Origin of the sequence: Wolbachia endosymbiont (group A) of Trypoxylon clavicerum (assembly GCF_947251665.1) — a bacterium.
Classification (GTDB): Bacteria; Pseudomonadota; Alphaproteobacteria; order Rickettsiales; family Anaplasmataceae; genus Wolbachia; species Wolbachia pipientis.
In genome coordinates this window covers 951,815-964,712 of sequence record NZ_OX366374.1, presented here as the reverse complement: position 1 = coordinate 964,712, position 12,898 = coordinate 951,815, and the positions used below count along the sequence as shown (strand labels likewise).

Below are 12,898 nucleotides of genomic sequence, written 5' to 3'. Positions count from 1 at the left end.
TATCCTTTTATTATATATAGATACTTAAAAGCCACTTTGAGTAATTTTTAAGTTAGGTTTTTCGGACTTTCTTGTTGATGCTGTAATGCAAACAAGATACCGTCAACCTGACTGCCATATATTTTACAGTAACTCATATAACTTATTTGCATATTTATTTCTTTTGCAACATGTTGAACATAACTTTCTGAGTGACGAAAATAGTCTCCTTTGTTTACAAAGTCAATACCTTCACCTTCCTTTCTTCTTATTAAACATACAATAACTCCTTTTTTGCTCGTAGATCTTTTTGCTAATTCCAATTCTTCTTGAAAGTCATGTAGATAATGTAGCATTTCAGCAAAGATAATTACATCATACTGCTGGTTTTTCTCTTGTTTAAGAAACTCTTTCATTTCCATATGTATTAATTCATTGTAAACAGGCTTACCTTTTATAAAGCATCCTCTTGCGATATTTAGCATTCTACTTGAAATGTCAATTCCTGTTATATGGTTTCCAATACTATTTATTTTCAAGAAATGACCACATATTCCAGTTCCACAACCAAGGTCAAGTATATTGAGCTCAGAAGTGGAGTTGTTGAAGATTTTTGTAATTATCATGTGTACAAGTTCATGCCCTCTATATTGTTTGGCAATCAACCAATGCTCAACAAAATATTCACCTGTGTAATCAAAATATTGTCTTATGAGGTTTTTTGGCAATTCTGTAATAGGCGCTGAGTTTGTCATTTTTTTTATATAGTAAGACGCCTCCTCGTGGTCATTATCTAATTTTAGTGTCCTTGTTAAATAATTATAAGCTTTGTTAGTATTCCCTACCGCAAAATGACACCTTCCGATGTTATACCAGACTATAGGTAAATGGGGGTAAAATATGCTAATTAACCAAAATCGTAACTTTGCATCTGATATGCTACCTTTATAAAAGTGATATAAACCGATTTCAATGTTGGTGTTTAACAGGTTCTTAGATTTTTTAAGAAGCACTGTCATTTCTTTATGAAGAGTATTATATTTATTCACAATGAAGTGTTTTACTTTCTTAATATTTAATACGCCAATGAGCTTAGACATACAATTTAAAGCAACGTTTTTTATAAAAGAGAGATTACTTTTCATACGTTAGAAATACTCCGAATGTTTATTATCATTTTTAGGCAATTGATTTTAACACATTTTATCTTACAAAATATCTTTTTTATTAATTTTTACTGTATATATAAGTTTACCACATATTTCTCAGATTATACTGTTTAGGATTGCTAGTATATTGTTGTTGATAATATAAGTAAATGTTTTGTGCAAAAAGGCGTTGACATATTATTTATTAGGTTATAATATATAAAAGATTAATTTAGTTTTTAGATGTTTGACAAGTTTTATGGTAGAGATTAATTTAATCTCAATTCAATTTTAATAATATTTAACTCTGCATATTCTGCATATAGTCGGATAAATAAATTATTAAGAGCACTTGATGGATGCCTTGGCGTTAAGAGGCGATGAAGGACGTGGCAGGCTGCGATAAGCTGTGGGGAATTGTCAACAAATTTTGATCCGCAGATTTCCGAATGGGGAAACCCAACTAATTTAGCTAGTTATTACGTACTAAGTATGTAAAGCAAACTTGGTGAACTGAAATATCTAAGTAGCCAAAGGAAAAGAAATCAACCGAGATTCTGTTAGTAGTGACGAGCGAAAGCGGAAAAGGCTAGTGATTTAAGAATAAGAATTAGAATACTCTGGAAATAGTAACCATAGAAGGTGATAGTCCTGTATAAGTAGAAAGTTTTTAAATCCTTGAGTAGAGCGGGGCACGTGAAATCCTGTTTGAATATGGGGGGACCATCCTCCAAGCCTAAATACTCCTTAACGACCGATAGTGAACAAGTACCGTGAGGGAAAGGTGAAAAGAACCCCGGGAGGGGAGTGAAATAGAATCTGAAATCAAGTGCTTACAAACAGTTGGAGCTCTATATCAATTTATTGATATTTAGAGTGACAGCGTACCTTTTGCATAATGGGTCAGCGAGTTAATCTATGAAGCAAGCTTAAGCCGTTAGGTGTAGGCGTAGCGAAAGCAAGTCTGAATAGGGCGTTTTAGTTTTATGGATTAGACCCGAAACCAAGTGATCTAGTCATGACCAGATTGAAGGTGTGGTAAAACACACTGGAGGATCGAACCAGTTAATGTTGCAACATTATTGGATGAGTTGTGATTAGGGGTGAAAGGCCAATCAAACTTGGAAATAGCTGGTTCTCCGCGAAATCTATTTAGGTAGAGCGTTGTATGTATGTTGTTGGGGGTAGAGCACTGGATAGACTAGGGGGATTCACCGTCTTACCAAATCTAACTAAACTCCGAATACCAACAATTAATTATACAGCAGGCACACTACGGGTGCTAAGTCCGTGGTGAAGAGGGAAACAACCCAGATCACTATCTAAGGTCCCAAAATTACAGCTAAGTGGGGAAGGAAGTAGAAAAACCATTACAGCTAGGAGGTTGGCTTGGAAGCAGCCATCCTTTAAAGAAAGCGTAACAGCTCACTTGTCTAAATAAGTTTTTCTGCGCCGAAAATGTACCGGGGCTAAAGCTGTATACCGAAGATGTGAGTGCTTATTGATTTCGATCAATAGGCGCGGTAGCGGAGCGTTCCGTAAGTCTGTGAAGGTAGTTTGTGAAAACTGCTGGAGATATCGGAAGTGAGAATGCTGACATAAGTAGCGTAAAAGAGTGTGAAAAACACTCTCACCGAAAATCTAAGGGTTCCTACGTTAAGTTAATCTGCGTAGGGTTAGTCGGTTCCTAAGGCGAGTCTGTAAAGGAGTAGTCGATGGCAATTAGGTTAATATTCCTAAACCTCTTAAGTGTGACGGGTTTCGTATTTGTATAGATCTTATTGGATTGATCTATGCTTAAAAGAAGCTCCAGGAAATAGCACTTATATTTATGAGGCCGTACCGCAAACCGACACTGGTGGATGAGTAGAGTATACTAAGGTGTTGAAAGAATGATGTTGAAGGAACTCGGCAAATTATACCTGTAACTTCGGAAGAAGGGTAACCTGCTTTTAGGCAACTATGAGTAGGTGGCACAAAATAGGGAGTAGCGACTGTTTACTAAAAACACAGGACTCTGCAAACACGTAAGTGGAAGTATAGGGTCTGACGCCTGCCCGGTGCTGGAAGGTTAATAGGAAGGGTGCAAGCTCCGAATTGAAGCCCCAGTAAACGGCGGCCGTAACACTGACGGTCCTAAGGTAGCGAAATTCCTTGTCGGGTAAGTTCCGACCCGCACGAATGGCGTAACGATTTCTCCACTGTCTCCAACATCACTTCAGCGAAATTGAATTCCCCGTGCAGATGCGGGGTACCCGCGGTTAGACGAAGAGACCCCGTGCACCTTTACTATAGCTTTACATTGCTATTAAAAGTGTGATGTGCAGGATAGGTGGGAGACTTTGAAGTTATGGCGCTAGCTATAATGGAGTCAACCTTGAGATACCACCCTTTACACTTTTGATATCTAACTATGTTTTATTATCTGGAACTAGGACATTGTATGGTGGGTAGTTTGACTGGGGCGGTCGCCTCCTAAAAAGTAACGGAGGCGTGCGAAGGTAAGCTAGAGCTGGTCGGAAATCAGCTTGATAGTATAATGGCATAAGCTTGCCTGACTGCGAGGCTGACAAGCCAAGCAGAGACGAAAGTCGGTCATAGTGATCCGGTGATTCTGTATGGAAGGGTCATCGCTCAACGGATAAAAGGTACGCCGGGGATAACAGGCTGATGGTGTTCGAGCGTTCATAGCGACGACACCGTTTGGCACCTCGATGTCGACTCATCACATCCTGGGGCTGAAGAAGGTCCCAAGGGTTCGGCTGTTCGCCGATTAAAGTGATACGTGAGTTGGGTTTAGAACGTCGTGAGACAGTTCGGTTTCTATCTGCCGTGGGTGAAGGAAATTTGAGAAGGTCTGACTCTAGTACGAGAGGACCGAGATGGATATACCTCTGGTGTACCAGCTGTTATGCCAATAGCATCGCTGGGTGGCTATGTATAGATGGGATAATTGCTGAAAGCATATAAGCAAGAAACCCTCTTCAAAAAGATTTCCCAATTAAGGCCGTGGAAGACTACCACGTTGATAGGCTAGGTGTGGAAGCATGGTAACATGTGAAGCTAACTAGTACTAATAGCCTGATTGATTTATTTGCTTTCTATATGTGTGTATGCAGTGTTAAATATTAAGTTAAAATTGTTAAGTTAGAAATTTTTATTGACTTGGTGGCTATAGCAAAAATGAACCACCCGATCTCATCTCGAACTCGGAAGTGAAACTTTTTAGCGCTGATGGTACTTGAAAAGGGAGAGTAGGTCGCCGCCAAGTTTATAAAAATTTCTTTGTTAATTAGACAGTAGGTATACTTATATTTTAACTTTCTTGTTTTGTTACTATTCTTTAAGTTTTTACTTTAACCACGATATCTTTTTTTTCTTATATGTTCTTGGTCATTTTCTACATTATTTAGCATTGTTCCTACTTCCCCTAATTGATTCCCTTTTGAAGGAGAATTACTGATTTCTGGTAATATTACATTACCTTCCACTTTTTTAAATAATTCTTCTTGTTGGCGAAATGCTGACCTCCAATCTGTTCCTGTTCCTTTAGGAAGAAATAAGAATTGATACATCTGACCAAAGCCTGTGTTATTTACCTCTTTTATATGCTCTACCATTCACCACACCCATTAACTATTTTTAAAAATTTTACCTATATTATCATAAAAAATATAGTTGTAAATACCTTAATTGAGATTTTTTTTTATTTTATCTTTTTTAAGCAAATAGTTAGATCTTTTTGTAAGTTTTTATAACTTGCTTGCATAATGTTTCTATGAGTTAGTATTATGTAGTAGTGCCCTATATTACTTATATTTAAAATGCTAATTTTAGCAAGCATTCGTAGTTGCCTTTTTATTTTATTTCTTTTTGCTGCTTTTCCGGTTTTTTTACTGATAGCCAGACCTACTCTAATAGTATGAATGTACTTTTCAGGTTCTCTTTCTTTTATAGCGTACAGTGATATATAAAGCCCACGATAAAAAAGACTGTTGAGTGCTAACTTATTTTTGAAAGCAGAAGAAAAATCTTTTTTTTTATACTTACTATGCGCATAATTTGTTACACCCTAATGAACGGCGCCTATTAAGGATTTTTCTTCCAGCTCTTGTTGCCATACGTGAACGAAATCCGTGTCTGCGCTTTCTTATCAAATTTTTTGGTTGAAATGTTCTCTTCATTGTTTTTATATTAATATAATTATTTATTTTAAATTGTTTTACTTTATTGTCAAATAATGGTGAACTTGTATGACATTTTCGTAGAATAAAATTTGATGCATGGAAGAATGAATTCGGTGATAGTCATACCTGTCTTACTAATCCTTTTATTTTGTTTTAGTAGGTTTCAAGAAGTAAATAAGGTTAAATCTTATCTATATCTTAGTTGTGTATGGATGCTAACTTGGTTGTTAGTATTCTATAATAATTGTTTTGTAACTTTTATTTCTATAGCGTTACTTTTTTTCATGCTTGCTTTTATCTTTAAAAATAAAAGAAATAAAATAATAAAACTTTCGTTATTTGTGGCTTTGGCCATATCATTTTTTATCACTTTATTTATAATGCTGTCTATTTTTATTCAATCCATTAGTTTTTTTAATAAAGTAGCTATTTCAGAATTCTTGTTTTGCTTGAAATGGTGCCACAATGTAGTCACTATCAATGAAGAGAAGATAGGATGTTTTGGTATAGCGCCGCTTTTGGTGGGTACATTACTTATAACTATTATAGCAATGTTAGTTGTCGTTCCGCTTGGTTTATTTTCTGCAATATATATTAGTGAATATGCGAGTGAGAAAGTGCATTATATTGTTAATACAACTTTGCAAATTTTGTCTGCTATTCCTACGGTTGTATATGGATATTTCGCGGTTGTGTTTTTGTCTTTCTTTATAAAGCAGGTAGCAAATTTTTTTGGTTTAAGTATACACTCAGAAAGTGCCTTAGTTGCCGGTTTATCGATTGGGATAATGATTCTTCCTTTTATTATTTCTTTACTCGAAGATGCCATAAGATCTGTTCCAAAAAGCTTGCGTTATGGCTTCATGGCACTTGGTGCAACTCCAGCGGAAACTATATGGCATATAACAATACCTTATGCAATGCCTACAATTTTAAGTGCAATTTTATTGTCAATTTCAAGAGTGATAGGTGAAACAATGATTGTGCTAATGGCTGTGGGAATCAACGCAAATTTGACTTTTAACCCTCTTAATTCAGTTACTACCATTACCGTGCAGATCGCTACATTACTTACCGGAGATCAGGATTTCAATAGTGTACAAACTCTTGCTGCTTATGCGCTTAGTTTAGTATTGTTTATTATTACTTGGCTATTAAATGCATTTGCATTGTTTGTAATGAAGCGTAACTAGTAAGCGTTTTAATGTTGCAAAATTTCTATTAATAATATAAAATTTATTTTCTTTAGAAGTTCTTTTATGGAATTATAGTGTTAGGTGATAAAAATAAAGAGATGAATATAGGTAGAGCGATTAAGGTAACTCAAGCAGTTGTTGATATAAAATTTGAAGGTGAATTGCCTAAAATATTTAATGCTTTAAAAAGCAAACTAAAATATAAGGATAAGGAGCTGGTTTTAGAAGTTTCGCAGCATATAGGTGACAATATAGTTCGTTGTATTGCTATGGATAGCACAGATGGTATGTCAAGGGGGGATGAATTTGTTGATACAGGTGCACCAATATCGGTGCCAATTGGGCGTTCAACTTTAGGAAGGATTTTTAATGTTGTTGGAGAGCTTATAGATGAGTGTGGTCCACTGAAGGGAAAATATAACTTAGAGCCTATACACAGAGCACCTCCAAGTTTTACTGAACAGAGAATACAGGAAGAAGTTTTAGTTACGGGAATAAAAGTTATAGATCTTCTTGCACCTTATCTTAAAGGAGGAAAAATTGGCTTATTTGGTGGAGCCGGTGTTGGTAAAACAGTCCTAATAATGGAATTAATTAATAATATAGCAAAAGCTCATAAAGGATTTTCTGTGTTTGCCGGGGTAGGGGAGAGAACGCGTGAAGGTAACGATCTTTATCACGAGATGATCACTTCAAATGTAATAAATATAAATGAGCATGAAAAATCTCAAGCTGTTTTGGTTTATGGTCAGATGAATGAGCCTCCTGGAGCAAGGGCTAGAGTTGCTTTAACAGCACTTACTATGGCAGAGTATTTTCGTGACCGTGAAAACCAAGATGTTCTATTTTTTGTGGATAATATCTTTAGATTTACACAAGCTGGTTCTGAAATTTCTGCTTTACTTGGAAGAATACCGTCAGCTGTTGGTTATCAGCCAACCCTTGCAACTGATATGGGTGCAATGCAAGAAAGAATAGCTTCAACAACTTCTGGCTCTATTACTTCTGTGCAAGCTATATATGTTCCTGCGGACGATTTAACTGATCCAGCCTCAGCAACTACGTTCTCTCACCTTGATGCCACCACAGTGTTGTCAAGGCAAATAGCTGAAATGGGAATATACCCTGCTGTTGATCCACTTGATTCAACTTCTCAGTCTTTATCTGCTGAAATCATTGGTGAAGAACATTATAAGGTAGCTTCTGAGGTGAAACGTATATTGCAAACTTATAAATCACTGCAAGATATTATTGCAATACTTGGTATGGATGAGCTATCTGATGAAGATAAAATTATTGTTGATAGGGCTCGTAAGATTCAGAAATTTCTTTCTCAACCTTTTCACGTTGCAGAAATATTTACTGGCATGCCTGGTAAATTTGTTTCACTTTCTGATACTGTTTCCAGTTTTAAAGGGATTGTTGAAGGCAAATATGATCACTTACCAGAGGCCGCTTTTTATATGGTGGGGAATATAGATGAAGCAATAAAAAAGGCTGAATTAATACAAGCTGAAGCTAAGTAAAAGTTAAAGATTATGAATACTTTTAAAGTGCAATTTTTCTCTCCTGATGATCAAATTTCATTCAGTGGAGTGGTTTCTCTTTCAGTAACTGGGCTCGAAGGGGAGCTTATGATTTTAGCTCACCATGCTCCTTACTTAATTTATTTATTGCCTGGTATGATTACTGTTAAAATGAGTAATCAAACAGAAAAGAAGGTTGTAATTGATAGTGGCGTATTAGAAGTTGCAAGTAATAATTGTAGCATTATAACAAGTCAAATTCAGGTTTTTGATCGTGCAATTCATGATGAGAAATCGTTTAAAAATAAGAGAATTAGTATATATTTAAGTTATCTTGATGAGAAGTTTCTTTCTTAGTTATTTTAGGCAAAAAGTCAATTATCATTCAAGTGGCTATAAGATTTTTGCTCAGGGGGCCCTTTTTTGTCATCCCAGAAACCCCGGGGTGTCATCCCAGTGTCGGAGTACTTTAGGTGTATGATCCCAGAGTGTGATGGTATGGGACCATACACCTAATCAAATAAAAATTAAAGAAGGAGAGTTGGTTGTAACAGTTGGAGATAACGACTTTGTTTTACCTGGAATTTACGTTGGATAAACTACAAAAAATAACAGGTAAAAATCAACGTAAATTTAAGATAAATCGATTTTATTAGTATTATCAAATCAAAATCTGTTTTTAATTAATCAATAATACTTTTTTACATATTTTCATCCCCTTTCATGGATTTTTTAATTTTATAGATGATATCTAGGCTCTGTGGACAAAAAATATGAAAAGAGAGAAAAAGATGGTAGTTTAGCCTAATAGGTAAAAAATGGAGAAACTACCATATGCAATATTACATCAAAGAGGAAAATTGGAAACAAATTTTAGAGTTCATAAAAAGCGTAAAAGGAATGCACAGCAAAGATGAAAAACGTTTAAGAATATTCATAGAGGCAGTGTGGTACATAGTGCGAAGTGGTTGCCAATGGAGACTTTTACCAAAAACTTATGGTAATTACAGGAGTATACATAAGCGATTTAAAAGATGGTGTGAAAGAGATGTCTGGAAAAAATTGCTTGAATATACTAAACAAGAGCCTGATTTAGAAGTTGCTATAATCGACGGTACGATCATCCGAGCCCATCCACGTTCATCTGGATATACAAAAAACTCCAAGGATCAAGAAGCTTTAGGGAGGAGCAAAGGTGGCTTTACAACTAAAATACATGCGCTTGTCGATGCACTTGGAAATCCACTTAAATTTACTCTGACTCCTGGTCAAAGAAATGAAATTACGCAGGCACAAGTGTTGACCGAAAGTATCTATAACTCTACTGTAGTAGCTGACAAGGGCTACGATAGCAATGCCTTTGTTACAAGTCTTGAAGACAAGGGATGTACAGTAGTTATTCCGCCAAAACGGAATCGAAAAGTGCAAAGGTATTACGATGAGCATATCTACAAAGAACGTCATTTGATTGAGTGTTTTTTTGGTAAAATTAAAAATTTTAGGCGCATTTTTTCCAGATTTGATAAAACTGCTGAGGTTTTTATTGGTTTTCTCAATTTTGTTGGAGCTCTTGTATGGCTTCTCTAAAATTTTGTCCACAGAGCCTAGGCTCTGTGGACAAAAAATATGAAAAGAGAGAAAAAGATGGTAGTTTAGCCTAATAGGTAAAAAATGGAGAAACTACCATATGCAATATTACATCAAAGAGGAAAATTGGAAACAAATTTTAGAGTTCATAAAAAGCGTAAAAGGAATGCACAGCAAAGATGAAAAACGTTTAAGAATATTCATAGAGGCAGTGTGGTACATAGTGCGAAGTGGTTGCCAATGGAGACTTTTACCAAAAACTTATGGTAATTACAGGAGTATACATAAGCGATTTAAAAGATGGTGTGAAAGAGATGTCTGGAAAAAATTGCTTGAATATACTAAACAAGAGCCTGATTTAGAAGTTGCTATAATCGACGGTACGATCATCCGAGCCCATCCATGTTCATCTGGATATACAAAAAACTCCAAGGATCAAGAAGCTTTAGGGAGGAGCAAAGGTGGCTTTACAACTAAAATACATGCGCTTGTCGATGCACTTGGAAATCCACTTAAATTTACTCTGACTCCTGGTCAAAGAAATGAAATTACGCAGGCACAAGTGTTGACCGAAAGTATCTATAACTCTACTGTAGTAGCTGACAAGGGCTACGATAGCAATGCCTTTGTTACAAGTCTTGAAGACAAGGGATGTACAGTAGTTATTCCGCCAAAACGGAATCGAAAAGTGCAAAGGTATTACGATGAGCATATCTACAAAGAACGTCATTTGATTGAGTGTTTTTTTGGTAAAATTAAAAATTTTAGGCGCATTTTTTCCAGATTTGATAAAACTGCTGAGGTTTTTATTGGTTTTCTCAATTTTGTTGGAGCTCTTGTATGGCTTCTCTAAAATTTTGTCCACAGAGCCTAGCAGTAACGGTATAGTCTTTTTTCCTATATAAAATAAATTCGTTTAGTATTACTTGCAGCGACTTTACACTTTTTCTTAAAATTAAGATAAATATGTCAATAAAAGATAACTTCCTCTTTCTCATAAAATCTTTTGAAGATGATTTATGGGATTCTATAAATTCTAGACTTGCCAATTCATTTTGAATAAATTTTATTACTGCCTTTTTTACTCATACTACCTTTAAACTTATTGGTATACATCATTATCCCATAAAATCTATCTTTTTTCCTTAACTTAATGGCAGTGAGACGAGGTTATCGTCATGCCGCCACGAACCGTCATACCGCGATTCATTCGCGGTATCTCTTAGCCGCTAACAAGTAGCTGAATGACGATTGTCAGGGTGTAATCCCAGTGTCCCTATGATGTCATCCCAGTGCCCAGACACTGGGATCCAGGAAAGTTTGCTTGTAAGCAAGCAAACTAGCACAGAAAGTGGTTACAACATTTTCGATGAGATTATATGGAAAACTGGATCCCAGTGTCAAGCACTGGGATGACAAAAAAAGGAGCACTGGAATGGCACCATTTGTTATGTTTAACAAAGTTCGTACTTAGCTTCATGTTAGCCATAAATATTTAAGAAATTTACCAAATGAAAAAAAAGGCAAAAGAAGCCCCATGGTTAACTAGTTCTGACACTGGTTTCCATCCAAGACGGCAGTAGCCCCTTCGGTGTCATTCCAGTGTCAAACACTGGAATGACAAAGGAGAGCAGTGTCAGCTACTTGGATGACACCTTTTTTCTACTTAGTGTGGGTTATACAAGAAGTCTATTGTATGGCTATTGCTGGTCGTATATTACTTATAGCTTATCTATTCAAATTTTGACTTTATTTTTCATAATTCATTATTGACAGAAATTATTAATTGGGTTATTATTAAATTATCGTTAACAAATGAGGCAAAGAAATGACGACATCCAATAATTCTTCATTGCTAAAAGATAGTCAGGAGCTTACTAAAACTAAGGGGACTATATGGAAACCTTTAATTACTGTCTCATTATTGTCTGTATTTAGTTTCACATCTGGTCAATATCTTCCTTATGTTATTGCAGCAGTTTCTGGTTCTGGTGCCATTGCAGCAGTTCCTTTAGCAATCTTTGCTGTTTCTGCGGTTGTTGCACTTATTTCAGTGACATATCTTGTTAAACTGGCTATTTCTAGGCTCTGTGGACAAAATTTTAGAGAAGCCATACAAGAGCTCCAACAAAATTGAGAAAACCAATAAAAACCTCAGCAGTTTTATCAAATCTGGAAAAAATGCGCCTAAAATTTTTAATTTTACCAAAAAAACACTCAATCAAATGACGTTCTTTGTAGATATGCTCATCGTAATACCTTTGCACTTTTCGATTCCGTTTTGGCGGAATAACTACTGTACATCCCTTGTCTTCAAGACTTGTAACAAAGGCATTGCTATCGTAGCCCTTGTCAGCTACTACAGTAGAGTTATAGATACTTTCGGTCAACACTTGAGCCTGCGTAATTTCATTTCTTTGACCAGGAGTCAGAGTAAATTTAAGTGGATTTCCAAGTGCATCGACAAGCGCATGTATTTTAGTTGTAAAGCCACCTTTGCTCCTCCCTAAAGCTTCTTGATCCTTGGAGTTTTTTGTATATCCAGATGAACATGGATGGGCTCGGATGATCGTACCGTCGATTATAGCAACTTCTAAATCAGGCTCTTGTTTAGTATATTCAAGCAATTTTTTCCAGACATCTCTTTCACACCATCTTTTAAATCGCTTATGTATACTCCTGTAATTACCATAAGTTTTTGGTAAAAGTCTCCATTGGCAACCACTTCGCACTATGTACCACACTGCCTCTATGAATATTCTTAAACGTTTTTCATCTTTGCTGTGCATTCCTTTTACGCTTTTTATGAACTCTAAAATTTGTTTCCAATTTTCCTCTTTGATGTAATATTGCATATGGTAGTTTCTCCATTTTTTACCTATTAGGCTAAACTACCATCTTTTTCTCTCTTTTCATATTTTTTGTCCACAGAGCCTAGAGATACCGCGGCGGTATGACGTAGGACTGCTGTCATTCCAGTGCTCCTTTTTTTGTCATCCGAGTAGCTGACACTGTCCTCCTTTGTCATCCCAGTGCCCAGACACTGGGATCCAGCATTTCACGCAATCCCATCAAGAACGTTGTATTTTACATAATACTTTTATGCTTACCAACTTAATAAAATTCCTGGATCCCAGTGTCAAGCACTGGGATGACAAAAAAAGGAGCACTGGGATGACAGGAGAGGGAGGCTACTTGGATGACATCATAGGGGCACTGGGATGACACCATTCTTTTTCCTGGATCCAAATAGTCAAGGCACTGGAATGACAAAA

10 protein-coding genes, 2 rRNA genes and 2 pseudogenes are annotated in these 12,898 nt (G+C 36.1%); 7 read left to right on the top strand and 7 right to left on the bottom strand.

Annotation, left to right across the window (positions count from 1 at the left end; genetic code table 11):
- Window positions 1-47 precede the first annotated feature (47 nt).
- The gene (locus OPR60_RS04995; protein WP_265040143.1) at window positions 48-1,124 is read right to left on the bottom strand and encodes a methyltransferase domain-containing protein; all 1,077 of its coding nucleotides are present in this window, start codon (window positions 1,122-1,124) and stop codon (window positions 48-50) included.
- A gap of 335 nt (window positions 1,125-1,459) precedes the next feature.
- Here OPR60_RS04995 and OPR60_RS04990 point away from each other — a divergent pair.
- Window positions 1,460-4,225, top strand: a 23S ribosomal RNA gene (locus tag OPR60_RS04990).
- A 66-nt stretch (window positions 4,226-4,291) separates the two neighbouring features.
- Window positions 4,292-4,398, top strand: a 5S ribosomal RNA gene (rrf, locus tag OPR60_RS04985).
- An 85-nt stretch (window positions 4,399-4,483) separates the two neighbouring features.
- Here the strand turns inward: rrf and OPR60_RS04980 are convergent.
- The 3 genes and pseudogenes from OPR60_RS04980 to rpmH form a co-directional block, all read right to left on the bottom strand.
- Window positions 4,484-4,747, bottom strand: a complete 264-nt coding sequence (locus tag OPR60_RS04980; RefSeq protein ID WP_265040142.1) for a hypothetical protein — start codon at window positions 4,745-4,747, stop codon at window positions 4,484-4,486.
- Between the two features lie 86 nt (window positions 4,748-4,833).
- Window positions 4,834-5,109, bottom strand: a pseudogene (gene rnpA, locus OPR60_RS04975) (ribonuclease P protein component); the annotation flags it as partial.
- A gap of 67 nt (window positions 5,110-5,176) precedes the next feature.
- Window positions 5,177-5,311, bottom strand: coding sequence for a 50S ribosomal protein L34 (gene rpmH, locus OPR60_RS04970; protein ID WP_006279898.1), 135 nt, complete (start codon window positions 5,309-5,311; stop codon window positions 5,177-5,179).
- A 107-nt stretch (window positions 5,312-5,418) separates the two neighbouring features.
- Here rpmH and pstC point away from each other — a divergent pair, with 107 nt between their 5' ends.
- The 5 genes from pstC (at window position 5,419) to OPR60_RS04945 (ending at window position 10,476) form a co-directional block, all read left to right on the top strand.
- A complete protein-coding gene (gene pstC / locus OPR60_RS04965) occupies window positions 5,419-6,507 on the top strand; it encodes a phosphate ABC transporter permease subunit PstC (RefSeq protein ID WP_265040341.1) in 1,089 nt (362 codons plus the stop codon).
- Window positions 6,508-6,608: 101 nt separating this feature from the next.
- Window positions 6,609-8,036 carry a F0F1 ATP synthase subunit beta gene (atpD, locus tag OPR60_RS04960; RefSeq protein ID WP_265040340.1) on the top strand — a complete coding sequence of 476 codons (1,428 nt, stop codon included), beginning with the start codon at window positions 6,609-6,611 and terminating at the stop codon, window positions 8,034-8,036.
- Between the two features lie 12 nt (window positions 8,037-8,048).
- Window positions 8,049-8,393 (top strand): F0F1 ATP synthase subunit epsilon, encoded by a 345-nt coding sequence (locus tag OPR60_RS04955; protein WP_065095371.1) that lies wholly within the window; start codon window positions 8,049-8,051, stop codon window positions 8,391-8,393.
- 477 nt (window positions 8,394-8,870) lie between these two features.
- On the top strand, window positions 8,871-9,623 hold the full coding sequence (locus tag OPR60_RS04950) for an IS5 family transposase (protein ID WP_265040046.1): 753 nt from the start codon (window positions 8,871-8,873) through the stop codon (window positions 9,621-9,623).
- A gap of 100 nt (window positions 9,624-9,723) precedes the next feature.
- On the top strand, window positions 9,724-10,476 hold the full coding sequence (locus tag OPR60_RS04945) for an IS5 family transposase (protein WP_265039632.1): 753 nt from the start codon (window positions 9,724-9,726) through the stop codon (window positions 10,474-10,476).
- A 19-nt stretch (window positions 10,477-10,495) separates the two neighbouring features.
- Here OPR60_RS04945 and OPR60_RS04940 read toward each other — a convergent pair.
- From OPR60_RS04940 to OPR60_RS04930, 3 genes and pseudogenes are all read right to left on the bottom strand, one after another.
- Window positions 10,496-10,693: pseudogene (locus tag OPR60_RS04940) on the bottom strand (IS4-like element ISWpi18 family transposase); the annotation flags it as partial.
- Window positions 10,694-11,585: 892 nt separating this feature from the next.
- Entirely contained in the window at window positions 11,586-11,738 is a 153-nt protein-coding gene (locus OPR60_RS04935) for a hypothetical protein (protein WP_265040141.1), read from the bottom strand.
- Window positions 11,726-12,478, bottom strand: a complete 753-nt coding sequence (locus OPR60_RS04930) for an IS5 family transposase (RefSeq protein ID WP_265039632.1) — start codon at window positions 12,476-12,478, stop codon at window positions 11,726-11,728. Before OPR60_RS04930 ends, OPR60_RS04935 begins: the two co-directional genes overlap by 13 nt.
- Window positions 12,479-12,898: the final 420 nt, after the last annotated feature.

Excerpts from the sequence above, each read along its gene's own strand:
- OPR60_RS04995 (WP_265040143.1), bottom strand. The coding sequence starts at position 1,124 with ATGAAAAGTAATCTCTCTTTTATAAAAAACGTTGCTTTAAATTGTATG.
- OPR60_RS04980 (WP_265040142.1), bottom strand. The coding sequence starts at position 4,747 with ATGGTAGAGCATATAAAAGAGGTAAATAACACAGGCTTTGGTCAGATG.
- rpmH (WP_006279898.1), bottom strand. The coding sequence starts at position 5,311 with ATGAAGAGAACATTTCAACCAAAAAATTTGATAAGAAAGCGCAGACAC.
- pstC (WP_265040341.1), top strand. The coding sequence starts at position 5,419 with ATGAATTCGGTGATAGTCATACCTGTCTTACTAATCCTTTTATTTTGT.
- atpD (WP_265040340.1), top strand. The coding sequence starts at position 6,609 with ATGAATATAGGTAGAGCGATTAAGGTAACTCAAGCAGTTGTTGATATA.
- OPR60_RS04955 (WP_065095371.1), top strand. The coding sequence starts at position 8,049 with ATGAATACTTTTAAAGTGCAATTTTTCTCTCCTGATGATCAAATTTCA.
- OPR60_RS04950 (WP_265040046.1), top strand. The coding sequence starts at position 8,871 with ATGCAATATTACATCAAAGAGGAAAATTGGAAACAAATTTTAGAGTTC.
- OPR60_RS04945 (WP_265039632.1), top strand. The coding sequence starts at position 9,724 with ATGCAATATTACATCAAAGAGGAAAATTGGAAACAAATTTTAGAGTTC.
- OPR60_RS04935 (WP_265040141.1), bottom strand. The coding sequence starts at position 11,738 with ATGGCTTCTCTAAAATTTTGTCCACAGAGCCTAGAAATAGCCAGTTTA.
- OPR60_RS04930 (WP_265039632.1), bottom strand. The coding sequence starts at position 12,478 with ATGCAATATTACATCAAAGAGGAAAATTGGAAACAAATTTTAGAGTTC.